The sequence below is a fragment of the Streptomyces sp. NPDC086777 genome (assembly GCF_040702065.1).
Lineage (GTDB): Bacteria > Actinomycetota > Actinomycetes > Streptomycetales > Streptomycetaceae > Streptomyces.
The window spans coordinates 423,678-447,058 of the sequence record NZ_JBFBJI010000001.1 but is presented as its reverse complement, the minus strand read 5'-3'; the positions used below and the strand labels follow the sequence as shown (position 1 = coordinate 447,058).

The 23,381-nt window shown below is 72.9% G+C and carries 22 protein-coding genes; 17 read left to right on the top strand and 5 right to left on the bottom strand.

What is annotated here, in order from left to right; genetic code table 11:
* Window positions 1-11: 11 nt before the first annotated feature.
* The 5 genes from AB0472_RS02020 (at window position 12) to AB0472_RS02000 (ending at window position 6,237) form a co-directional block, all read left to right on the top strand.
* Window positions 12-575 carry a hypothetical protein gene (locus tag AB0472_RS02020; RefSeq protein WP_366352512.1) on the top strand — a complete coding sequence of 188 codons (564 nt, stop codon included), beginning with the start codon at window positions 12-14 and terminating at the stop codon, window positions 573-575.
* 46 nt (window positions 576-621) lie between these two features.
* A complete protein-coding gene (locus AB0472_RS02015; RefSeq protein ID WP_366352510.1) occupies window positions 622-3,846 on the top strand; it encodes a S41 family peptidase in 3,225 nt (1,074 codons plus the stop codon).
* A gap of 91 nt (window positions 3,847-3,937) precedes the next feature.
* Window positions 3,938-4,291: a histidine triad nucleotide-binding protein gene (locus tag AB0472_RS02010; protein WP_366352508.1), complete on the top strand. Its 354-nt coding sequence runs from the start codon at window positions 3,938-3,940 to the stop codon at window positions 4,289-4,291.
* Between the two features lie 6 nt (window positions 4,292-4,297).
* Window positions 4,298-5,212, top strand: a complete 915-nt coding sequence (locus tag AB0472_RS02005) for a ribonuclease Z (protein ID WP_366352506.1) — start codon at window positions 4,298-4,300, stop codon at window positions 5,210-5,212.
* A 20-nt stretch (window positions 5,213-5,232) separates the two neighbouring features.
* Window positions 5,233-6,237, top strand: coding sequence for an adenosine deaminase (locus AB0472_RS02000; RefSeq protein ID WP_366352504.1), 1,005 nt, complete (start codon window positions 5,233-5,235; stop codon window positions 6,235-6,237).
* On the opposite strand, the gene AB0472_RS01995 is transcribed toward AB0472_RS02000, so the two are convergent.
* A complete protein-coding gene (locus AB0472_RS01995; protein ID WP_366352502.1) occupies window positions 6,234-7,457 on the bottom strand; it encodes an MFS transporter in 1,224 nt (407 codons plus the stop codon). The two genes, AB0472_RS02000 and AB0472_RS01995, sit on opposite strands and share 4 nt — an antisense overlap.
* A gap of 383 nt (window positions 7,458-7,840) precedes the next feature.
* Window positions 7,841-8,617, bottom strand: coding sequence for an IclR family transcriptional regulator (locus AB0472_RS01990; RefSeq protein ID WP_366352500.1), 777 nt, complete (start codon window positions 8,615-8,617; stop codon window positions 7,841-7,843).
* Window positions 8,618-8,724: 107 nt separating this feature from the next.
* Between AB0472_RS01990 and AB0472_RS01985 the strand changes: the two genes are divergently transcribed.
* The 3 genes from AB0472_RS01985 (at window position 8,725) to AB0472_RS01975 (ending at window position 12,232) form a co-directional block, all read left to right on the top strand.
* Window positions 8,725-9,675: a 5-dehydro-4-deoxyglucarate dehydratase gene (locus AB0472_RS01985; protein WP_366352498.1), complete on the top strand. Its 951-nt coding sequence runs from the start codon at window positions 8,725-8,727 to the stop codon at window positions 9,673-9,675.
* A complete protein-coding gene (locus AB0472_RS01980) occupies window positions 9,672-10,961 on the top strand; it encodes a glucarate dehydratase family protein (RefSeq protein ID WP_366352496.1) in 1,290 nt (429 codons plus the stop codon). Before AB0472_RS01985 ends, AB0472_RS01980 begins: the two co-directional genes overlap by 4 nt.
* Window positions 10,962-11,152: 191 nt before the next feature.
* Window positions 11,153-12,232, top strand: coding sequence for a PfkB family carbohydrate kinase (locus tag AB0472_RS01975; protein WP_366352708.1), 1,080 nt, complete (start codon window positions 11,153-11,155; stop codon window positions 12,230-12,232).
* 239 nt (window positions 12,233-12,471) lie between these two features.
* Here AB0472_RS01975 and AB0472_RS01970 read toward each other — a convergent pair whose 3' ends face one another.
* On the bottom strand, window positions 12,472-13,161 hold the full coding sequence (locus AB0472_RS01970; protein ID WP_366352494.1) for an FAD binding domain-containing protein: 690 nt from the start codon (window positions 13,159-13,161) through the stop codon (window positions 12,472-12,474).
* Between the two features lie 250 nt (window positions 13,162-13,411).
* On the opposite strand from AB0472_RS01970, the gene AB0472_RS01965 reads away from it, so the two are divergent.
* The 8 genes from AB0472_RS01965 to AB0472_RS01930 all read left to right on the top strand — a co-directional run bounded on the left by AB0472_RS01965 (window position 13,412) and on the right by AB0472_RS01930 (window position 20,683).
* A complete protein-coding gene (locus tag AB0472_RS01965) occupies window positions 13,412-14,479 on the top strand; it encodes a PhoH family protein (protein ID WP_366352492.1) in 1,068 nt (355 codons plus the stop codon).
* 14 nt (window positions 14,480-14,493) lie between these two features.
* On the top strand, window positions 14,494-14,991 hold the full coding sequence (gene ybeY / locus AB0472_RS01960) for an rRNA maturation RNase YbeY (protein ID WP_351954969.1): 498 nt from the start codon (window positions 14,494-14,496) through the stop codon (window positions 14,989-14,991).
* A gap of 19 nt (window positions 14,992-15,010) precedes the next feature.
* Window positions 15,011-16,312, top strand: coding sequence for a hemolysin family protein (locus AB0472_RS01955; protein WP_366352489.1), 1,302 nt, complete (start codon window positions 15,011-15,013; stop codon window positions 16,310-16,312).
* Window positions 16,309-16,668, top strand: a complete 360-nt coding sequence (locus tag AB0472_RS01950; protein ID WP_366352487.1) for an MmcQ/YjbR family DNA-binding protein — start codon at window positions 16,309-16,311, stop codon at window positions 16,666-16,668. Before AB0472_RS01955 ends, AB0472_RS01950 begins: the two co-directional genes overlap by 4 nt.
* 116 nt (window positions 16,669-16,784) lie before the next feature.
* Window positions 16,785-17,135, top strand: a complete 351-nt coding sequence (locus tag AB0472_RS01945; protein ID WP_366352485.1) for a cytidine deaminase — start codon at window positions 16,785-16,787, stop codon at window positions 17,133-17,135.
* A gap of 427 nt (window positions 17,136-17,562) precedes the next feature.
* Window positions 17,563-18,036, top strand: coding sequence for a hypothetical protein (locus AB0472_RS01940; protein ID WP_366352706.1), 474 nt, complete (start codon window positions 17,563-17,565; stop codon window positions 18,034-18,036).
* Between the two features lie 153 nt (window positions 18,037-18,189).
* Window positions 18,190-19,524, top strand: a complete 1,335-nt coding sequence (locus AB0472_RS01935) for a beta-xylosidase (RefSeq protein ID WP_366352483.1) — start codon at window positions 18,190-18,192, stop codon at window positions 19,522-19,524.
* A gap of 94 nt (window positions 19,525-19,618) precedes the next feature.
* Window positions 19,619-20,683 carry a DUF916 domain-containing protein gene (locus AB0472_RS01930; RefSeq protein WP_366352481.1) on the top strand — a complete coding sequence of 355 codons (1,065 nt, stop codon included), beginning with the start codon at window positions 19,619-19,621 and terminating at the stop codon, window positions 20,681-20,683.
* Here AB0472_RS01930 and AB0472_RS01925 read toward each other — a convergent pair.
* Together AB0472_RS01925 and AB0472_RS01920 are read right to left on the bottom strand one after the other, a co-directional pair.
* The gene (locus tag AB0472_RS01925; protein WP_351490554.1) at window positions 20,577-20,915 is read right to left on the bottom strand and encodes a P-II family nitrogen regulator; all 339 of its coding nucleotides are present in this window, start codon (window positions 20,913-20,915) and stop codon (window positions 20,577-20,579) included. The two genes, AB0472_RS01930 and AB0472_RS01925, sit on opposite strands and share 107 nt — an antisense overlap.
* Entirely contained in the window at window positions 20,912-22,222 is a 1,311-nt protein-coding gene (locus AB0472_RS01920) for an ammonium transporter (protein WP_366352479.1), read from the bottom strand. The genes AB0472_RS01925 and AB0472_RS01920 overlap by 4 nt, the downstream gene beginning before the upstream one ends.
* A gap of 143 nt (window positions 22,223-22,365) precedes the next feature.
* Here AB0472_RS01920 and era point away from each other — a divergent pair, with 143 nt between their 5' ends.
* Window positions 22,366-23,334, top strand: coding sequence for a GTPase Era (era, locus tag AB0472_RS01915; RefSeq protein WP_366352477.1), 969 nt, complete (start codon window positions 22,366-22,368; stop codon window positions 23,332-23,334).
* Window positions 23,335-23,381: the final 47 nt, after the last annotated feature.

The window sequence follows — 23,381 nt, the reverse complement described above, 5'->3', positions numbered from 1 at the left end:
GGCTGCCCTCCATGGGGGCATTGAGGCTGATTTGGGGCCGGCCGCGCGGGACCAGGGCGGCGGCAGCGGCGGTGCTCGCGGTGATCGTCGTGGGTGGTGCGGCGGCCTGCCGGCCGAGCGACCTGAACACCGCGACGGTCGCCTACACCACCGACCGGACCGCCACCGCCGAGCTGAAACGCCAGCACGTCGACGTCGACTGGCTCACCTGCACCGGCAACTACGGGTCGTCGGCGAGGAGCACGACGGGCACGAAGACGCCGTCGGCGACCGCGACCACCGTCGTCTCCGTCGACTGCCGGGGCCGGACCAGGGACGGCCGGGACATCACCGTCACCGGCCGGGTCACCAAGGCCGTCAGCGGCGCCTGCGTGCGCGGGAACCTCGTCGCCAAGGTCGGCGGCAAGGAGTGGTTCCGGGTGAACGGCCTCGGCGACTGCGACGCCACGCCCGGGCCGGCGTACAGCACCTACCGGCCGCCCACCTACGGGCAGCGGCCCGGCCCCACCGTGACCGTCACGAAGACGATCTGGTGCCAGGGCGACCCCAAGTGCTGGCCGGTGCAGGGAAAGTGATCGAAATCGGCCACCGGGAACACACCGCGGTGCATAGGCTGAGCGAGTGACTCAGGGTGCAGCGACAGGACCGCGGTCCTACCTCCGATTTCCCCATGTCCACGGCGACCTGGTCGCCTTCACCGCCGAGGACGACGTGTGGCTCGCGCCCCTGGACGGCGGCCGGGCCTGGCGGGCCAGCGCCGACAACGTCCCCGTGACGCTGCCCCGCATCTCGCCCGACGGCACCACGGTCGCCTGGACGTCCACCCGCGACGGCGCCCCCGAGATCCACCTCGCCCCCGTCGACGGCGGCTCGTCCACCCGCCTGACGTACTGGGGGAGTTCCCGCACCCAGGTACGCGGCTGGACCGCCGACGGACAGGTCCTCGCCGTCTCCACGCACGGCCAGGCCAGCCTCCGGCGCAGCTGGGCCCACACCGTCCCGCTCGACGGCGGCCCGTCCACCGTCCTGCCCTACGGCCCGGTCGGCCATGTCGCCCTCGGCCCGCACACCGTGCTGCTGTCCGCGCCGATGGGGCGGGAGGCGGCGTGGTGGAAGCGGTACCGGGGCGGTACGGCGGGCAAGCTGTGGATCGACCGGGACGCCCAGGGCGGCGAGGGCGCCGGCGAGTTCGTACGGCTGCACGCGGAGCTGGACGGGAACCTGGAGTACCCCGAATGGGTCGGCGACCGGATCGCGTTCCTCTCCGACCACGAGGGCACCGGGGCCCTGTACTCCTCCCTCGCCGACGGCTCCGACCTGCGCCGGCACACCCCCCTCGACGGCTTCTACGCCCGGCACGCGGCGAGCGACGGCACCCGGGTCGTGTACGCCTCGGCCGGTGAACTCTGGCTCCTCGACGACCTGGAGGGCGCCGAGCCGCGCCGCCTGGACATCCGGCTCGGCGGGTCCCGGACCGACCGGCAGCCCTACCCGGTCAACGCGGCCCGCTGGTTCAGCTCCGCCTCGCCCGACCACACCGCACGCGGCAGCGCCGTCCTGGTGCGCGGCGGCGTGCACTGGGTGACCCACCGCTCCGGCCCGGCCCGCGCCCTCGCCGCGCAGCCCGGGGTGCGGGCCCGGCTGCCCGTCACCTTCCGCGCGGACGCCGAGGAATGGGTGGTGTGGGTGACGGACGCCGAGGGCGACGACGCCCTGGAGTTCGCCCCCGCCACCGGGCTCGTGCCCGGCGCCACCCCGCGCCGGATCGCCGCCGGGCAGCTCGGCCGGGTCCTCGACCTCGCCGTCGCCCCCGACGGCGGCCGGGTCGCCGTCGCCGCCCACGACGGCCGGCTGCTCCTCGTCGAACGCGAGACGGGCGAGGTCCGCGAGGTCGACCGCAGCGAGGACGGCGACGTCTCGGGCCTCGCCTTCTCGCCCGACTCCGGCTGGCTCGCCTGGTCCCACCCCGGCACCGGCGGCCTCTGCCAGCTCCGCATCGCGCACACCACCGACCTCACCGTCACCGAGGCGACCCCGCTGCGGTTCCGGGACTACGACCCCGCGTTCACCCGCGACGGCAAGCACCTCGCGTTCCTCTCCACCCGCTCCTTCGACCCGGTCTACGACGAGCACGTCTTCGACCTGGCCTTCGTGGTCGGCGACCGCCCGCACCTGATCACCCTGGCGGCCACCACCCCCTCGCCGTTCGGCCCGCAGCGGCACGGCCGCCCCTTCGAGACCCCCGACAAGGACGAGACCCCGGACGCCGAGGGCACCCCCGCCACCCGCATCGACCTGGAGGGACTCGCCGACCGGATCGTGCCCTTCCCCGTCGAGGCCGGCCGCTACTCCACGCTGCGCGCCGCCAAGGACGGCGTCCTCTGGCTGCGCCACCCGGTCCGGGGCGTCCTCGGCGCCTCCCGCGCCCACCCCGAGGACCCGGCGCCCAAGACCGAGCTGGAACGCTACGACCTCGCCCAGCGGCGCATCGAGTACCTCGCCTCCGACGCCGACCACTTCGAGGTCAGCGGCGACGGCAAACGCGTCCTGCTCTGGGCCGACGGCAAGCTCAAGGTCGTACCCAGCGACCGGCGCGCGTCCAACGACGACGACAGCGACACCAACATCACCGTCGACCTGTCCCGGGTCCGGCAGAGCGTCGACCCGGCCGCAGAGTGGCGGCAGATGTTCGACGAGACCGGCCGCATCATGCGCGACCAGTTCTGGCGTCCCGACCTCGGCGGCGTCGACTGGAACGGCGTCCTGGACCGCTACCGCCCGCTCGTCGACCGGGTCGCCACCCACGACGACCTCGTCGACCTGCTCTGGGAGGTCCAGGGCGAGCTCGGCACCTCGCACGCCTACGTCACCCCGCGCGGCGGCCACGGCGGCGGCGCCCGGCAGGGCCTGCTCGGCGCCGACATCTCCCGGCACGCCGACGGCAGCTGGCGCATCGACCGGATCCTGCCCGCCGAGACCTCCGACCCCGGCGCCCGCTCCCCGCTCGCCGCACCCGGCGCCGCGGTCCGCCCCGGCGACGCGATCGTGGCCGTCGCCGGCCGCCCCGTCGACCCGGTCACCGGCCCCGGCCCGCTCCTGGTCGGCACGGCCGGCAAGGCGGTCGAGCTGACCGTGTCCCCGGCGGGCGGCGGCGAGCTGCGCCACCCGGTCGTCGTCCCGGTCGGCGACGAGGAGCCGCTGCGCTACCACGCGTGGGTCGCCGACCGCCGCGCCCACGTCCACGAACTGTCCGGCGGCCGCCTCGGCTACCTCCACGTCCCCGACATGCAGGCGCCCGGCTGGGCGCAGATCCACCGCGACCTGAACGTGGAGATGGCCCGCGAGGGCATCGTCGTCGACGTCCGCGAGAACCGCGGCGGGCACACCTCCCAGCTCGTGGTGGAGAAGCTGGCCCGGCGGATCGTCGGCTGGGACCTGCCGCGCGGCATGCGGCCGTTCAGCTACCCGAGGGACGCGCCCCGGGGACCGGTCGTGGTCGTCGCCAACGAGTTCTCCGGCTCGGACGGCGACATCGTCAACGCGGCCATCAAGGCGCTGGGCATCGGCCCGGTGGTCGGCACCCGCACCTGGGGCGGCGTGATCGGCATCGACAGCCGCTACCGCCTGGTCGACGACACGCTGGTCACCCAGCCGAAGTACGCGTTCTGGCTGGAGGGCTACGGCTGGGGCGTCGAGAACCACGGCGTCGACCCGGACGTGGAGGTCGTCCAGACCCCGCAGGACTGGGGAGCCGGCCGGGATCCCCAGCTGGACGAGGCCGTCCGGCTCGCACTGGAGGCACTGGAGACCAGCCCCGCGAAGACGCCGCCGGTGCTGCCGACCTGACGGGCGCGGGGAACCGGCGGGCAGCCCCCACCGGCCCGCGGCCGAACCGACTACGATGCCCCCGAAGCTGATCACCTGGCGAGGAGAAAACATGGCGGGGGAACCCCGGGACGACTGCCTGTTCTGCAAGATCGTCGCAGGCCACGTCCCCGCGACGATCGTCCGGGAGACGGACACCACCGTCGCCTTCCGGGACATCAACCCCCAGGCGCCCACCCACGTCCTGGTGATCCCCAAGGTCCACTACCGGAACGCGGCCGAACTCGCCGCAGGCGAACCCGTGATCGCCGCCGACATACTGCGTGAGGCGCAGGCCGTCGCCGACGAGGACAAGCTGGAGAGCTACCGCATCGTCTTCAACACCGGCAGCGGCGCCGGCCAGACCGTCTGGCACGCCCACGCCCACGTCCTCGGCGGCCGCGGCCTGCAGTGGCCGCCCGGATGACCCGCCATGTCCGTACGTGAACTGGTGGTGCTCGGCACCGCCAGTCAGGTCCCCACCCGGCACCGCAACCACAACGGCTACCTGCTGCGCTGGGACGGCGAGGGCATCCTCTTCGACCCCGGCGAGGGCACCCAGCGGCAGATGCTGCGGGCCGGCGTCGCCGCCCACGACCTGAACCGGATCTGCGTCACCCACTTCCACGGCGACCACTGCCTCGGCCTCGCCGGCGTCATCCAGCGCATCAACCTCGACCAGGTCCCGCACCCCGTCACCGCCCACTACCCGGGGTCCGGGCAGCGCTTCTTCGACCGGCTCCGGTACGCCACCGCCTACCGCGAGACCGTCGGCATCACCGAGGCCCCGGTCGACGCGGACGGCGACCTCGCGGCCACCCCCGCCTACACGCTGGAGGCCCGCAGGCTCTCGCACCCCGTCGAGTCGTACGGCTACCGGCTCACCGAGCCCGACGGCCGCCGCATGCTGCCCGAACGGCTCGCCGCGCACGGCATCACCGGCCCCGACGTCGGACGGATCCAGCGCGAGGGCGTCCTCGGGGACGTCTCGCTCGACGAGGTCAGCGAGGTGCGCCGCGGCCAGCGGTTCGCGTTCGTCATGGACACCCGCCTCTGCGAGGGCGTGCACGCCCTCGCAGAGGGCTGCGACCTGCTCGTCATCGAGTCGACGTTCCTCGACGAGGACGCCCGGCTCGCCGCGGACCACGGCCACCTGACCGCGGGACAGGCGGCAGCCGTCGCACGCGACGCGGGCGTACGGCACCTGGTGCTGACCCACTTCAGCCAGCGCTACCCCGAACCGGAGAACCCCGAGAGCTTCGAACGGCAGGCGCGGGCCGCCGGCTACGAGGGCGAGCTGACCGTCGCCCACGACCTGCTCCGAGTGCCGCTCCCGAAGCGCAGGTGAAACGGCCGTACGATGCTCGGATGCCCCTCCCCAAAGCAGAACTGCACCTCCACATCGAAGGCACCCTGGAGCCCGAGCTGGCGTTCCTGCTGGCCGCGCGCAACGGCCTCGAACTGCCCTACGCGGACACCGAAGCGCTCCGCAAGGCCTACCAGTTCGAGGACCTGCAGTCCTTCCTGAACCTCTACTACGAGCTCATGACCGTCCTGCGCACCGAGCAGGACTTCGACGACCTCGCCGACTCCTACCTCTCACGGGCCGCCGCGCAGGGCGTGCGGCACGCCGAGATCTTCTTCGACCCGCAGGCGCACCTCGCGCGGGGCGTGGACATGGGGACGGTCGTCGAGGGCCTGTGGCGGGCGCTCGGCCGCAGCGTCGACAGCCACGGGATCTCCACCCGCCTCATCATGTGCTTCCTGCGCGACGAGTCGGCCGAGTCGGCGATGGCCACCCTGGAGGCGGCCAAGCCCTACCTCGACCGGATCACCGGCATCGGGCTCGACTCCGCCGAGGTCGGGCATCCGCCGGCCAAGTTCCGCGAGGTGTACGAGGCGGCGGCCGGGCTGGGGCTGCGGCGGGTGGCCCACGCGGGTGAGGAGGGGCCGCCGGAGTACATCACCGAGGCGCTGGACGTGCTCGGTGTCGAGCGCGTCGACCACGGGCTGCGCTGCATGGAGGACCCGGCGCTGGTGGAGCGTCTGGTGCGGGAGCGGATCCCGCTGACGCTGTGCCCGCTGTCCAACGTCCGGCTGCGCGCGGTCGACGTGCTCGCCGACCACCCGCTTCCGGCCATGATCGACGCCGGGCTGCTGTGCACGGTCAACTCCGACGACCCGGCCTACTTCGGCGGTTACGTCGCCGACAACTACCACGCCGTGCGCGACGCCCTGGGCCTGTCCAGGGAGCAGATGCGGGAACTGGCCCGCAACTCCTTCCGTGCCTCCTTCCTCGACGACGACGAGGAGCTGCGGGCGCGGTACCTGGCGGAGGTGGAGGCGTTCGAGTTCGGCCCGGCCCACGGCTAGGCCGCGACGTCCAGCCGTACCGGCGTTCCGTCGGTGAGCGCCGGGCCGGTCGCGACGGTGGTGGTCCTGCGCCGCAGCGCCACCGCCGTCAGCGGCACCGCGACGGCCAGCAGCCCCACCGCGAGGACCGTCCCCATCGCCGGGAAACCGGCCCGCGCCGCCAGCAGGCTGCCGGTCATCGGGCCGACGGCCGTCCCCAGCGACGACGCCGACCCGACCAGCACCGCCCAGCGGCCCCGCGGGTCGAGGGCGGCGGCCAGCCCGATGACGTACGACAGGACGACCGGGTAGAGCAGGTTCCAAGCGATCTCGCCGGTCGCGAACGTCGTCAGGTCGGTCGCGGACGCGCTGAGCGCGATACAGCCCGCGATCAGCACGGTGCCCAGGCCGATCGGCAGCGCCCGGCCGAGCCGCGGGCCGAGGGCGCCCGCGCCGACGACGCCGAGCAGGCCGGTGCCGAGCGCGACCGCGAACACCGCGCCGACGGTGGCCTCGCCGAGGTGCGCCTGCGTCAGGCCGATCCGGCCGCTGACCCCCCACAGCGAGTTCTGCGCGGCCGACCAGCACGGCATCGCGGCGGCCAGCAGCAGGCCCGAACGCAGGTGGGGGAGCCGGGGCCCGGCGGCGGCGCGGGGCAGGGCCGGGGTGGTACGGGAGGACAGCCGGGCGGTGAACGGCCAGACCGCGAGCGCCGTGAGCGCCAGCGCGGCGAGGGGCTGCGCGTGGCCGGGGCCGAGCTGCGGGACCGTCAGGTAGACGGCGCCGGCGAGGGCGGAGACGCCGAGCAGGCCGAGGGTGGTGGCGCGGTGCGGGTCCATGCCCCGCGCTCGGACGCCCTCGCGCGGGGGGACCCCCATCGCGGCGATGCCGGTGGCGGCGACCGCGGTGACCGTGCCGGAGCCGAAGCCGCCGACGACCGCGCCGGCGACGACCGCGGGGACGGCGGTGGTCAGGGCGGCGCCGCCGTAGCCGAGGACGGCGAGGACGAGTCCGAGGCGGGCGAGCGGGCGGGGGCCGATGCGGTCGACCCGGGCCGCGAGGAGGAAGCCGGCCGTCGCCGAACTCAGCAGCAGGGCACTGCCGACGGCCCCTGCCTGCGTGGCGGAGAGGGGGAGCCCCGAAGCGAGCCGGCCGACGGTGGTCGGGAGGAGGTAGGGGGCGAGGTACCCGGCCGTGAAAAGGGCGACGAGGGGCCAGGGGGTGGTGCGGGGGGCGGACACGGGCGTTCCCAGGGCATGCGAAAGGAGCGGCTCGAGAAGGGGGTTGGGCGCAGGCCGTCGAGGGACAGGAACGCGCGGGGAATTTGTATCAAGTGCGGAGGGGGAGCAGAAGGGTGGGGGGTGTGATGTGGGGCACGGTGAGGTTTCGGGTGCGGGGGATGGGGTAGCCGCGCCGAGCGCCGCCAGGGGGGGGTCGGTGGAGCGGCGGGTGCAGGTGAGTGGGGCTGGTCGCGCAGTTCCCCGCGCCCCTGTCGGGGCGCTGCCCAGCCGTTTCTCGCAAACCGGAGCGCCGGCTGCGGCGCCCCCTGAGGGGTGCCGGGGGAGGAACTGCGCGATCAGCCCCACGCGCCCGCATCCGGCGACGAACCGGTCCCCCCGGCCTGTCAGCGCCAGCTGACCGTGCCGCCCGTGGTCGCGGATTCGATGCGTGTGCGGGTTTCCCGCATCACCGTGACGATCTCCGCCTCGTGCTCCGGCGTCAGGCGCGCCACCGGTACCGAGCAGCTGATCGCGTCCTGTGCCGGGGTGTCGTAGCGCAGGGCGAAGCCGAAGCCGGTGATGCCGAGGACGCCTTCCTCGCGGTCGACCGAGTAGCCGCGGGCGCGGACCTCGGTCAGGTCGGCGGAGAGCGCCTCCGGGGTGGTGCGGGTGTGGGGGGTGAGGGCCTGGTAGGGGCCCGGGGGAAGGGCGGCGTCCGGGCGTTCCGCCAGCAGTGCCTTGCCGAGCGCACCCGCGTGGGCGGGGAGGCGGCGGCCCACCCTGCTGATCGTGCGCAGGTACTCGTGGGACTCCCGGGTCGCCAGGTACGCCACGTCCGGTCCGTCCAGGCGGGCCAGGTGAATCGTCTCGCCGAGCGCCTCGGAGGCCTCGTCGAGGTAGGGGCGCACGAGACGGACGCGCGGGTCGGAGTCCAGGTAGCTGGTGCCGGTCAGCAGGGTGCGGATGCCGATGCCGTAGAGGGAGCCGGTGGTGTCGGTGCGCACCCAGCCGCGGGTGATCAGCGTCTGGAGGAGGGCGTACATCGAGCTGCGCGGGACGCCGAGGCCGTCCGCCAGTTCCTGGAGGCGGGCCGGGCGGTCGCCGCGGGCGGCGAGGAGCTCCAGCAGCTCCACGGTGCGCGCCGCGGACTTCACCTCGCGGACTCCTGCTGTCTCGGACATGTGCAGATCGTATGGGGGGCGGGGGAGGGGTGCGCCGTTGACGGGGGGCGTTCGCATATCTAGTCTCGGTCTTCATACGTGGATTACGTCTACATGGGGAGACGGAGATGGGTGCGGTGGCCGGACGGCCGGAACAGGTGGCGCGGAGGCTGCGGGCCGGGATGGCGGGCGGGGTGCTGTCGTTCCCGCTCACCTCGTTCCGCGCCGACGGGTCCCTCGACGTGGACGGGTTCCGGGCGTACGTGGCCGGTCGGCTGGCCGCCGGGCCCGGTGCCCTCTTCCCGGCCTGCGGGACCGGGGAGTTCTTCTCGCTGGACGAGGAGGAGTACCGGCAGGTCGTGACGGTGGCGGTCGAGGAGGCCGGCGGGCGGGTGCCGGTGGTCGCCGGGGTGGGGTACGGGTGGGCGCAGGCCGCCCGGTTCGCGCGTGTCGCGGAGGAGGCCGGGGCGGACGCCCTGCTCGTGCTGCCGCACTACCTCGTCGCCGCCCCGCAGGACGGGCTGGTCGCGCAGGTCGAGGCCATCGCGGGCCGGACCGGGCTCCCGCTCGTCGTCTACCAGCGCGGCCAGGTCGCCTACACCGCCGCCTCGTTGGCACGGATCGCCGGCCTCCCCGGCGTGATCGGCCTCAAGGACGGGCACAGCGACCTCGACCGGCTCCAGCGGCTCACCCTCGCCGCCCCCGACGGCTTCCTCTTCTTCAACGGCGCCGCCACCGCCGAGATCCAGGCCCGCGCCTACGCGGCGGTCGGCGTCCCCGCGTACTCCTCCGCCGTGCACGCCTTCGCCCCGGAGATCGCCGACGCCTTCTTCGCCGCCCTCGGGAGCGGTGACCAGGGCACCGTCGACAAGCTGCTGCGCGACTTCTACGTGCCGTTCGTCGAACTGCGCGACCGGGTGCCCGGATACGCGGTGTCGCTGGTGAAGGCGGCGGCCCGGCTGCGCGGCCTGCCCGTGGGCCCCGTACGCGCCCCGCTCACCGACCCGTCCGCCGCGGACCTGGCCGATCTCGGGGCGCTGCTCGACACCGGCCTCGGCCTCGTGGGAGCGTCCCGGTGAACCTCACCGTCACCGACGTCCGCCTCACGCCGGTCCTCGTCGCCGACCCGCCGCTGCTGAACACGCAGGGCGTGCACCAGCCGTACACGCCCCGGCTGATCGTGGAGGTGGAGACCGCGGACGGGGTGGTCGGCGTCGGGGAGACCTACGGGGACACCAAGTACCTGGAGCTGGCCCGGCCGTTCGCGGCGAAGCTGCTCGGGCGGCAGGCCGGTGACCTGAACGGGCTGTCCGCGGTCGCCGACGAGGTCGCCGTGGACGCGGCCCGGGTGGCCGGCCAGGTCGACGTCGGCGGGCTGCGGGGCGTGCAGAGCGCCGAGAAGCTGCGGCTGTCCGTCGTCTCCGGGTTCGAGGTCGCCTGCCTGGACGCCCTCGGCAAGGCGCTCGGGCTGCCGGTGCACGCACTGCTCGGCGGGAAGGTGCGCGACGCGGTCGAGTTCAGCGCCTACCTCTTCTACAAGCGGGGCGCCCACCCGCGGGGGGTGCCCGCGGAACCCGACGACTGGGGAGCCGCGCTCGACCCGGCCGGGGTGGTGGCCCAGGCCCGCCGCTTCACCGAGCGGTACGGGTTCACCTCCTTCAAGCTCAAGGGCGGGGTCTTCCCGCCCGAGGAGGAGATCGCGGCCGTGCGCGCGCTGGCCGAGGCGTTCCCCGGGCATCCGCTGCGGCTGGACCCCAACGGCGCCTGGTCGGTGGCGACCTCGCTGGAGGTCGCGAGGGAACTCGGCGACGTCCTCGAATACCTGGAGGACCCCGCGCTCGGCACCCCGGCGATGGCGGAGGTGGCCGCGGGCACGGACGTGCCGCTCGCGACCAACATGTGCGTGACGACCTTCGGCGAGATCAGGGAGGCGTTCGTGCGGGGCGCGGTCCAGGTCGTCCTCTGCGACCACCACTACTGGGGCGGCCTGCGCAACACCCGGGAACTGGCCGCCGTCTGCCGGACCTTCGGCGTCGGCGTCTCCATGCACTCCAACACCCACCTCGGCATCAGCCTCGCCGCGATGACCCACGTGGCCGCGACCGTCCCGGACCTCCACCACGCCTGCGACTCCCACTACCCCTGGCAGTCCGAGGACGTCCTCACCGAACGCCTCACCTTCCACGGCGGCCGGATCACCGTCCCCGACGCCCCCGGACTGGGCGTCGAACTGGACCGGGAGCAGCTGCGACGGCTGCACCGGCGCTGGCTGGACGACGACGGCACGCTCCGCGACCGCGACGACGCGGCGGCGATGCGGGCCGCCGAGCCGGGCTGGACGGCCCCGGCCGTGCCCCGCTGGTAGCGCCGCCCGATCGGGCGTCCGTACGGCGAGGGCGGCCGCCGCTCCCGTGACATGGTGCACACTGGCCGGATCCGCACCACGTCAGGGAGCACACCGTGACCGCGTCCAACGCGTTCGCCGGAGAGGAACCGGAGTACCTCGACGACGACAGAGGAGCCACCGCACCGCACTGCGCCGCGCAGGTCGACCCGCTGGCCGCCCTGCGCACGCCCGACGATCCGCCCTGGGACGTCTATCTCACCGGCACCGTCTTCCTCGACATCGTCTTCACCGGCCTCGACAGCGCGCCGGTGCGCGGCACCGAGTCCTGGGCCCGCGGCATGGGCTCCAGCCCCGGCGGCGTCGCCAACATGGCCACCGCCCTCGCCCGCCTCGGCCTGAGGACCTCCCTGGCGGCCGCCTTCGGCGACGACCACTACGGCGAGTACTGCTGGGACGCGCTCGCCCAGGGCGAGGGCATCGACCTCTCCCCGTCCCGGACCGTGCCCGGCTGGCACTCGCCGGTCACCGTCTCCATGGCCTACGAGGGGGAGCGGACCATGGTCTCGCACGGGCACGAGCCGCCCGCGGACCTGCTGTTCCGCCAGCAGAACGCGCCCGGCCACCCGGCCCGCGCACGCGCCGCCGTCGCCTCCCTCACGCCCGGCAAACGCAACCCCTGGATCGCCAGGGCGGCCGCCGAGGGCACCAGGATCTTCGCCGACGTCGGCTGGGACGACACCGGTGCGTGGGACCTGGCCGGGCTGGCCGACCTCGAACACTGCGAGGCGTTCCTGCCGAACGCGGAGGAGGCGCGGCGGTACACCGGCGCGGACTGCCCGCGGGCCGCCGCGCACGCCCTCACCGAGTACGTGCCGCTCGCCGTCGTCACCCTCGGGTCGGAGGGCGCCTACGCCGTCGACGGGCGTACCGGCGAGTCCGCGGAGGTCCCGGCGATCGCCGTGGAGGCCCTCGACCCGACCGGCGCGGGGGACGTCTTCGTCGCCGGCTTCGTCACCGGCACCCTCGCCGACTGGCCGCTCGCCGACCGCCTCGCCTTCGCCGGCCTCACGGCGGCCCTGTCCGTCCAGGAGTTCGGCGGCTCGCTGTCCGCTCCCGGATGGTCGGAGATCGGGGCGTGGTGGCGCAAGGTGCAGTCCGTGGCGGGACAGGATCCGGCCGCCCTGCGCCGGTACGCGTTCCTGGAGGGCCTGGTACCGGAGGAGGACCAGGTGAGGCCGTGGCCCCTGCGGAGGGCCGTGCCGACGATCGGGTTCGGGCGGGCGGGATAGGGGCCGGGCCGGGGGTGGGAACGCTTACCGGCGCTGACCGGCTGCCGCTGCGCCCACCCGTGCCGCCCTGCGGCACGCCTGCCCGCAGCCGAGTAGCCGGGACGCTGCCTGCGGCTATGCAGGATGCGGCTGGGCAGCGCCCCGTCAGGGGCCTGGGGGCACCCCCGGCCGAAGGCCGGGGGGTGGAACTGCGCGAGCCACACCCCCACCGACCCGCACCCGACGACGAGACCCCCGGCCTAATCTCCCCGCACCCCGGCAACCTGCCGGCGCACCAGCGACCGCCCCGCCTCCGACACCCCGGACAACGCCCCGGCGAACAGCTCCTCCACCCCGCCCCCGTCGGCCCCCACCGCCCCGCTGCTCACCGCGTACCCCTCCCGCACCGCGACCCGCAGCACACCCTCCGTGTCCACCGCCGCCGCCACGATGGTCGGGACCTCGCCGCCCGCCGGGTCCGCCACCTTCGTGTACGCCCCCTTCACCGGCTCCCGCCAGCGCAGCGAGAGCAGCACCGGCGACTTGGCCTGCACCTCGGCGAGGTCCACCTCGTCCACCCCGTCCGCCGTGAGCACCTCCGCCCACGCGCCCAGCACCAGCGCCGCCGGCAGCAGGTCCCGCAGGGTGGACCCGGCGATGTTCCCGCCGACCGTCGCCGCCCGGCGCACCGCCCCCGTCCCCACGCCCTTCGCGGCCTGCCGCAGCACCTCCGGAACCCGGTCGTCCACCTGGTGCAGCAGCACCGCGCCCCCGAGGACCCCGTTCCCCATCGCGGTCGCCTCCGGTACCTTCCGCAGGGACACCGCCTGTTCCGGGAAGCCGTCCCGCTGCCACGCGGCCCAGACCAGGGTCGCTCCGCCGACGGGTATCGCCCCCTCGGCCAGACAGTCACGGGCCTCGGACACCGACGTGGGCAGTCGCAGCAGCACGGCACCTGCTTTCTGTGCGGACAGGTGGCGTGGAGCGGACGCGGCCCCCCGACCACGTAATGGCAGTGTCGGCCCGATCCTGCCCCGGCGTGCGGGAGCGCATGCAGGGCTCACGGCCGCACCGGGGGCGCCTCTCGCTGTGAAAAGGCCTACGGCGTTGTCAGCCCCGCGTCGTACGCTTGATAACGCGAGGCCGCCCTCAGCTACGCGGCCGTGACGAGGAGGAACCGCAGGCCTTAAGCGCCGGCCCATGACTCAGACACCCACAGCTCACACTGCCGCGCAGCAGCAGGCCAGAGCTCAGTTCGAGGTTCCCGCCCAGCACCCCATGGTCACCGTGCTGGGATCCGGCGACTCCCTGCTGCGCGTGATCGAGAAGGCCTTCCCGGCGGCCGACATCCACGTCCGGGGCAACGAAGTCAGCGCGGTCGGCGATGCTCGTGAAGTCGCCCTCATACAGCGCCTGTTCGACGAGATGATGCTGGTGCTCCGCACCGGGCAGCCGATGACGGAGGACGCAGTGGAACGCTCGATCGCCATGCTGCGGGCGAGCGAGAACGGGGAGGGCCCGGAGGAGACCCCGGCCCAGGTTCTGACACAGAACATCCTGTCCTCGCGCGGCCGCACCATCCGCCCCAAGACCCTCAACCAGAAGCGGTACGTCGACGCGATCGACAAGCACACGATCGTCTTCGGCATCGGGCCTGCGGGCACCGGCAAGACCTACCTGGCCATGGCCAAGGCGGTGCAGGCCCTGCAGTCCAAGCAGGTCAACCGCATCATCCTGACCCGGCCGGCGGTCGAGGCGGGCGAGCGGCTCGGCTTCCTGCCGGGCACGCTCTACGAGAAGATCGACCCGTACCTGCGCCCGCTGTACGACGCGCTGCACGACATGCTCGACCCCGACTCGATCCCGCGCCTGATGGCGGCCGGGACCATCGAGGTCGCGCCGCTGGCGTACATGCGCGGCCGCACGCTCAACGACGCCTTCATCATCCTCGACGAGGCCCAGAACACCTCGCCCGAGCAGATGAAGATGTTCCTCACCCGGCTCGGCTTCGAGTCGAAGATCGTGATCACCGGTGACGTGACGCAGGTCGACCTGCCCAACGGCACCAAGTCCGGTCTGCGCCAGGTGCAGGACATCCTGGACGGCGTGGACGACGTGCACTTCTCCAGGCTGACGTCCCACGATGTCGTACGGCACAAGCTGGTGGGCCGTATCGTCGACGCGTACGAGAAGTACGACAGCACGCACGGCACCGAGAACGGCACGCACAAGGGCGGCCGTCCGAAGTCCGCGCACAAGGGGAAGTAGACAAGCACAGCGCCATGTCGATCGACGTCAACAACGAGTCCGGAACCGAGGTCGACGAGCAGGCGATCCTCGACATCGCCCGCTACGCGCTCGCACGGATGCGCATCCACCCGCTCTCCGAGCTCTCGGTGATCGTCGTGGACGCCGACGCCATGGAGCAGCTGCACATCCAGTGGATGGACCTGCCGGGTCCGACGGATGTCATGTCGTTCCCGATGGACGAGCTGCGGCCGCCGTCGAAGGACGAGGACGAGCCGCCGCAGGGGCTGCTCGGCGACATCGTGCTCTGCCCGGAGGTGGCCGCCAAGCAGGGGGCCGAGGCCGAGACCCAGCACTCCATGGACGAGGAGCTCCAGCTGCTCACCGTCCATGGCGTGCTGCACCTGCTCGGCTACGACCACGAGGAGCCCGACGAGAAGGCCGAGATGTTCGGCCTGCAGGCGGCCATCGTGGACGGCTGGCGCGGGGAGCGGGGCCTGACCGGGCCCTCGCCGGCGCCGACGGTCTCGTAGGCGGGCGGGTCGTCGCCGTATGAGTCCGCAGATCGTCCTCGGCGCGGTCGCGCTGGTCGTCGTAGCCTGGCTGGCCGCCTGTGCCGAGGCCGGTATCGCCCGCGTCTCCAGCTTCCGGGCCGAGGAGGCGGTGAAGTCCGGGCGGCGCGGCAGCGCCAGGCTCGCCGAACTCGCCGCCGACCCCACCCGCTACCTCAACGTGGCGCTGCTGGTCCGCGTCGCCTGCGAGATGGCGGCCGCGGCCATGGTCACCTACGAGTGCCTCCAGGAGATCCCCACCACCTGGCAGGCGCTGCTCGCCGCGATCGGCGTGATGGTGCTCGTGTCGTACGTCGCCGTCGGCGTCTCCCCGCGCACCATCGGCCGCCAGCACCCGCTGAACACGGCGACGGCCGCCGCGTACGTGCTGCTGCCGCTCGCCCGGATCATGGGCCCGATCCCGTATCTCCTCATCCTCATCGGCAACGCGCTCACCCCCGGCAAGGGCTTCCGGCGCGGCCCGTTCGCCTCCGAGGCCGAACTGCGGGCGCTGGTCGACCTCGCCGAGAAGGAGTCGCTGATCGAGGACGACGAGCGCCGCATGGTGCACTCGGTCTTCGAACTCGGCGACACCCTCGTGCGGGAGGTCATGGTCCCGCGCACCGACCTCGTCGTCATCGAGCGGTACAAGACCATCCGTCAGGCCCTGACCCTCGCCCTGCGCTCGGGTTTCTCGCGCATTCCGGTCACCGGGGAGAGCGAGGACGACATCGTCGGCATCGTGTATCTCAAGGACCTGGTCCGCAAGACGCACATCAGCCGGGACGCCGAGTCCGACCTGGTCTCCACCGCGATGCGGCCCGCGTTCTTCGTGCCCGACACCAAGAACGCCGGCGACCTGCTGCGCGAGATGCAGAAGGAACGCAACCACGTCGCCGTCGTCATCGACGAGTACGGCGGCACGGCCGGGATCGTCACCATCGAGGACATCCTGGAGGAGATCGTCGGCGAGATCACCGACGAGTACGACCGTGAGCTCCCGCCGGTCACCGGCCTCGGCGACGACCGCTACCGGGTCACCGCCCGCCTCGACATCACCGACCTCGGCGAGCTGTACGGCCTCGAGGAGTACGACGACGAGGACGTGGAGACCGTCGGCGGCCTGCTCGCGAAGGCCCTCGGCAGGGTGCCCATCGCCGGTGCCTCCGCCCAGGTCGAGCTCCCCGACGGCCGCAGGCTCGCCCTCACCGCCGAGTCGGCCGCCGGCCGCCGCAACAAGATCGTGACGGTACTGGTGGAGCCGGTGCCGGCGCCCGACACCGCGGAGGACGACGCCGAGTGACCCCGGACCGGCTCCGTGCCTTCTGCCTCTCCTTCAACGCGGCCGAGGAGGACTTCCCGTTCAACCCGGACACCTCGGTCTTCAAGGTGCTCGGCCGGATGTTCGCGCTGAGCCGGCTGGACGCCGAACCCCTCACGGTCAACCTCAAGTGCGACCCCGACGACGCGGTACGGCTGCGCACCGACCACGAGGGGCTGATCGCGCCGGGCTACCACATGAACAAGCGGCACTGGAACACCGTGACCGTGGACGGTGATCTTCCCGAGCGACTCGTGGAAGAGCTGATCGAGGACTCGTACGACCTCGTCGTCGCCGGACTGCCGAGGGCGGAACGGCTGCGGCTGGACCGGCCCTGAACGCGGGTGCCCGCGGCCGGGGCGGTACGGAGTCAGACCGTCCGGCACCTCGGCTGACTCCGTCCGGCGGCGGGGGAGGAACGGGGGCCGGCCGGGGTTGTTCGTATGCTCGGGGCATGACCGACAGCAACGCGCTTGGCGCCGAGGACCGCAAGATCGTCACCCTGGCCCGCTCGGCCCGGGCCCGCAACGGGGTGGCCGAGGGGGCGGCCGTGCGCGACACCACGGGCCGTACGTATGTGGCGGGGACCGTGGAGCTGGCCTCGCTGAAGCTGAGCGCGCTGCGGACGGCGGTGGCGATGGCGGTGGCGTCGGGGGCGGAGTCGCTGGAGGCGGCGGCGGTGGTCTCGGGGGCCGAGGGGGTTTCGGCGGAGGACCTGGCGGCGGTACGGGATCTTGGGGGGCCGGGGACGCCGGTGCTGCTCGCGGGGGCGGACGGGGAAGTGCGGCTCACTGTCCCGGCCTGACCCTTCGCCCGCCCCCCGACTCGCCCCGCTGAGAAGCGAGCCCTTCTCTGACTCCGTCGGGGGAGGGGCGAGCTGTGTTGACTCCGGGCCCGGGCGCGAGTGGGCGGGTGCGGCGCCGTCGTGGTTGCCCGCGCAGTTCCCCGCGCGCCTTCGGGGGCGCCCGTGCCGGTCCCACCTCAAGGGGCGCGGGGAACTGCGCGGCCGGCCGCATGCTGCCCGCAGTCGGCCACAGACCTGAGCCACCCCCTCGCCGCCTCCCCCTTGCGCAGTCGGCCAGATTTCAACCTTGTCGGTGTCTGTAGCTCGCGTATCAATGGGACCGTAAGTTCCGACGGACCGTCAGATTCGGCCCCGCGGTGTGTCCGCACCCACCCGGACCGGGGTCGCCATCCCACATGGCATTCCCACGTAACGGGAAGGGAGACCGATCCCCATGAAACGCATAGCCACCGGTGCGGCACTCGCGGCGGGGGCCCTCGCCGCCACGGCGCTGGCCTTCGCACCCACGGCCGCCGCCGTCACCCCGACCACCGCCACCGTCACCGCCAGCTGCGGCATCTTCGGCGGCGGCAGTGCGACCCTCACCGCGACCCAGAGCGGTACCAACGCCACCCTCACCCTCACCTCCAGCGCGATCACCACCCCGCTCGCGCTGTCGGCGAACTCCATCTCCTCCACGCTGACCATGGCCAACTCCACCGGCGCCAGCCGGGTCTTCAGCGGCACCGTGAACCCGGCCATGGCCGCCGGCTCCGCGGTCACCGTCGGCCCGCTCCCCGGCACCGTGGCCTCCGGCGACAGCCTGGACTTCCACGGCGGCTCGCTGAAGATGGTCATCTTCGGCATCACCGTCACCTGTACGTCCAGCGCCGCCCAGTCCCCCGGCCCGTTCGTCTTCTAGCCGGGTGACGGGTTCGTTCCGGATGCCGCAGAAGCTGATGAACCGTCAGGTTTCTGCGGCATCTCCATTGACTTCTCACGCGGCCTCCACATCAATGGCCCCCTGTCGGCGCAGAGGAGCCGCTGCGCCCGCAACCCTCAGGAGGGGGCTTCCATGGGTTCACCCCCAAGATCACGAAGATCCCGACGGTGGCGCTGGATCTCACTGTTCGGGGCGACCGCGCTCGCGGTCACGGCCGGCGGCGCACTGGCCTGTCCGGCCGGTGCCGCCGGGACGAACGTCGACTTCGCCACGCACTGCATCCCGCCCGCGGTCGCGGGCCTCCCGCCGATCGACGGCACCACCACCGCCGCGGTCTCGGTGGACAACACCAGCCCGAAGGTCGGCGACACGGTCACCGTGACCTACACCGTGGTCACGCCCGCCGCCAACAACCCCACCGCCCTCGCCCTGCCGGCCGACATCATGACGCCGACGGGGAAGGTGACGCTCGGCGGCGCGCAGACCGGGGACGTGACGGTCACCGGGCCGAAGAAGAACGATCCGGTACCCGGGTACGGGACCTTCCCGTCGTTCTCCATGACGGGCACGTTCACCGTCACCTCGCCGGGCGCCATCACGCTCTCGCCCGGCGACTACAACATCCACACCAGCTACATCCTGGAGCTGGACACCCCGTGCACGGTCACCAACCCGCCCGCCCCGGTGTCGGAGACCGTCACGGCGACCTCGACCACCCCGGTCAACAACCGTGCCATCAGCCTGGACAAGGCCTCCGGCAACCCCGGTGACAGCGTGACCGTCAGCGGGCAGAACTTCACGCCGGGGGCGACCGTGACCCTGGCCGGACGGTCCGGGAGCAGCCAGACCGCCGACACGGCCACGGCCACCGCGGGCTCCGACGGCTCCTTCAGCGCGCCCCTCGTCGTCAACGACAAGACGACGACCGGGATCGTGGCGTACGAGGGGAGCGCGTGGAGCGCCGACACGGGGGCGGGACCCGCCGCCTACGTCGTCAACGACACCACGCCGGTGCCGCCCGGCAGTCAGAAGCTGACCACCACCGTCAAGGCGGGGACCCTGTCCATGTCCCAGGCCGGGGACTCCGTCGCGCTCTCGGCGGTCGACTTCGGGCAGGGCGGGGCGTCCACGGGCAGCCTGCAGACCGTCACCGTCAAGGACTTCCGTGGCGGGCCGGCCGGCTGGTCGCTCACCGGCAAGGTCACCGACTTCACCGGTCCCGGCGCCAAGATCGACGCCGGGAAGCTGAGCTGGACGCCGGCCTGCGCGACCAAGGCGGGCAGCCCCAGCACCTGTGCGGCCGGTTCCGCGGGCACCGTCGGCAGCTCCGGGGCGACCCTCGCGTCGACCCCGGACGGCACGCTCACCGGCGGTGAGTTCACGGTCGACGCCGGACTCTCCCTCGACGTACCGGCGTTCACCCCTCCGGGGTCGTACTCCGGAGTCCTGACCCTGACGCTCACCTGAGCCGACTCGGTCAACTCCCTGGTGGCGGCCGGGCTTTCATGTCATGAGAGACCCGGTCGCCACCCGTCCCGCTTCCGACCGGGGGTCCGCACCCATGCGTCGCGTCAAGCCGTATGTCCTCCTCCTGAGCCTGATCCTCGGCATCCTGTGCACGGCGGGTCCCGCGCGCGCCGCCGACAACGGAAGCTGGTCCGTCTACCCGGTCGCCTCGAAGATCGCGGCGCGGCCGTACTTCTACCTCTCCCTCGACCCCGGGCAGACGATCACCGACAAGGTGGCCGTCGCCAACAAGACCGGTGCGCCGCTGACCTTCCGGCTGTACGCGGCCGACGCGTACAACACCGCGCGGGACGGCGGCTTCGCCGTCCGGACGGTCAAGGAGCGGATGCGGGGGGTCGGGGCCTGGGCCGAGCTCGGCAGGGCGCGGGTCACCGTCCCCGCGCACAGGACGGTCACCGTGCCGTTCACCCTGCACGTGCCGAAGGGCGCCGAGCCCGGTGACCATCCCGGGGCGATCGTCGCGCTGGACGAGAAGGTCGACCCGGGCTCCGGGTCCCTGGCGCTCGGCGTGCGGCGGGCCGTCGGTGCCCGGGTCTACCTGCGGGTGAGCGGTCCCGCGCTTGCGGCCCTCACCGTCGAGAACGTGCACATCAGCCACCACCAGCCGCTCGTGCCCGGCCTCGGCGCCAGCACGGCGACCATCTCCTACACCCTGCACAACACCGGGAACGTCACCCTGGACCCGAAGGTGCGGCTGCGTGCCGAGGGCCTGTTCGGCCGGACGCTGCTCAGCCGCGACCTCACCGGGATCCCCTCCGAACTGCTGCCGGGGGAGCGGGTCGCGCTCACCGCGCGCTGGCGGGACGCGCCCCAACTCGACTGGGGGAAGGTGACGCTGACGGCCAGCGCGACCGGCACCCGGGAGTCCGCGAGCGCCTCGTTCCTCGCGCTGCCGTGGCTGGTGCTGGCGGTGGTGTTCGCCGCCGGGGCGGCGGGCGGTGCGCTGTTCGCCCGGACGCGCCGCAGGGGCCGGCGGCCGTTCGCCCGGTGGTTCAGAGGGCGTCGGGGCCGCGTTCGCCCGTCCGCACCCGTACGACCGTCTCGACCGGCAGCGCCCACACCTTCCCGTCCCCGATCTTCCCCGTCTGCGCGGCCTTGACGATCGCCTCGATCGCGGGCTCCGCGTCGGCGTCCTCGACGACGACCTCGATCCGGGCCTTGGGGACCAGGTCGACGCGGTACTCGGCGCCCCGGTAGACCTCGGTGTGGCCGTGCTGCCTGCCGTACCCGCTGGCCTCGGTCACGGTCAGGCCGTGCACGCCGAGCTCCTGGAGCGCGGTCTTCACCGCGTCGAGGCGGTAGGGCTTCACGATCGCGGTGATGAGCTTCATGGATTGCTCTTGACCTTCTGGGCGGTGGGGAGGACGGAGTGGGCGACCGGGGCGCCGTGGCCCAGGACCCCGTGATCGTAAGCGGTCTCGGCGTGCACCGTAAGGTCCAGGCCGGTGTGCTCGTGCTCCTCGGCCGCCCGGAAGCCCATCGCCTTGTCGAGCAGCTTGCCGATGCCGTAGGTCACGGCGAACGCGTACGCCGCGACGGCCACGACCGCCACCGCCTGCTTTCCGAGCTGGGCGGGTCCGCCGCCGTAGAAGAGGCCCTCGGCGGAACCGGTCATGGCCTTCTCGGCGAACAGGCCGATCAGCAGGGTGCCGATGATTCCGCCGACCAGGTGAACGCCGACGACGTCGAGGGAGTCGTCGTAGTCCAGCCTGAACTTCCAGCCCACCGCGTACGAGCAGACCACGCCCGCGGCGAGGCCGACGACGAGGGCGCCGAGCAGGGAGACCGAGCCGCAGGACGGGGTGATGGCGACCAGGCCGGCGACGGCGCCGGAGGCCGCGCCGAGGGTGGTGGGGTGGCCGTCGCGCTTCTGCTCGACGAAGAGCCAGCCCAGCAGGCCGGTGCAGCCGGCGGCGAGGGTGTTCAGGAAGACGGCGGCGGCCAGGCCGTTGGCGCCCATCGCCGAGCCCGCGTTGAAACCGAACCAGCCGAACCAGAGCAGACCGGCGCCCAGGATCACCATCGGCAGGTTGTGCGGCCGCATCGCGTCCTTCTTGAAGCCGAGCCGCGGGCCGAGGACCAGGCACAGGGCGAGACCGGAGGCGCCTGAGGTGATCTCGACGGGCAGGCCGCCGGCGAAGTCGAGGGCGCCGAGGTGGTGCGCGATCCAGCCACCCGGGCCCCACACCCAGTGCGCGACCGGAACGTATACGAGCAGCGCCCAGACGGGCACGAAGACCAGCCACGCCCCGAATTTCGCCCGGTCCGCGATCGCCCCGCTGATCAGCGCGGCCGTGATGATCGCGAAGGTGAGCTGGAAGGTGGCGAAGAGGAGGGTGGGGACGCTGCCCTGGACGCTGTCCGGGCCGAGGCCGCTCATGCCCGCGTGCGCCAGGCCGCCGAGCAGCCCGGCCCCGAGGTCGTCGCCGAAGGCGAGCGAGTAGCCGCCCGCCAGCCACACCACCGTCACCAGGGCGATCGACACGAAGCTCATCATCAGCATGTTGAGGACGCTCTTCGTGCGGACCATGCCGCCGTAGAACAGGGCCAGCCCCGGGGTCATCAGCAGGACCAGGGCGGTGGCGGCGAGCAGCCAGGCGGTGTCACCGGTGTCGGCGTGCGCGGTGGCGAGGAACACGGGCGTCTCCAACGTCGGTCGGGGCTCGTCAGAGGGTCACCGGTCCCCGTTTCCGGTTGCCTACGGCGGTGTTTCCGTGACGTTTCGTTGCGTCGGGGTTACCGAAATCTCACGGTGCGGCGGCGCCTCGACGATCAGGGAGAATGGGGGCCATGAGCGTTCGCAGCCAGTCAGCCGAGCCGTCGGAATCGCCGGAGGCCGCCCACCGGGCGGGCTTCGCCTGTTTCGTGGGCCGCCCCAACGCGGGCAAGTCCACCCTCACGAACGCTCTGGTCGGGCAGAAGGTGGCGATCACCGCGAACCAGCCGCAGACCACGCGGCACACGGTACGCGGCATCGTGCACCGGGACGACGCCCAGCTGATCCTGGTCGACACCCCCGGCCTGCACAAACCGCGCACCCTGCTCGGCGAGCGCCTCAACGACGTCGTCCGTACCACCTGGGCCGAGGTGGACGTGATCGGTTTCTGTCTCCCGGCGAACGAGAAGATCGGTCCGGGTGACCGTTTCATCGCCAAGGAGCTGGCCGGGATCCGCAAGACCCCGAAGGTCGCGATCGTCACCAAGACCGACCTGGTCGACTCCAAGACCCTCGCCGAGCAGCTGATCGCCATCGACCAGCTCGGCAAGGAGCTGGGTTTCGAGTGGGCCGAGATCGTGCCGGTCTCGGCGGTCGGCGACAAGCAGGTGAACCTGCTGGCCGACCTCCTCGTCCCGCTCCTGCCCGAGGGCCCGGCGCTCTACCCCGAGGGCGACCTCACCGACGAGCCCGAACAGGTCATGATCGCCGAGCTGATCCGCGAGGCGGCCCTGGAGGGCGTCCGCGACGAGCTGCCGCACTCCATCGCCGTCGTCGTCGAGGAGATGCTCCCGCGCGAGGACCGCCCCGCCGACAAGCCCCTCCTGGACATCCACGCCAACCTTTTCATCGAGCGCACCAGCCAGAAGGGCATCATCATCGGCCCCAAGGGCAAGCGCCTCAAGGAGGTCGGCATCAAGAGCCGCAAGCAGATCGAGGCGCTCCTCGGCACGCCGGTCTTCCTGGACCTGCACGTGAAGGTGGCGAAGGACTGGCAGCGGGACCCGAAGCAGCTGCGGCGGCTGGGGTTCTGAGGAGAGCGGTGCCGGGAGTGATCCCCGTGCCGCGACGGACCGCCCCC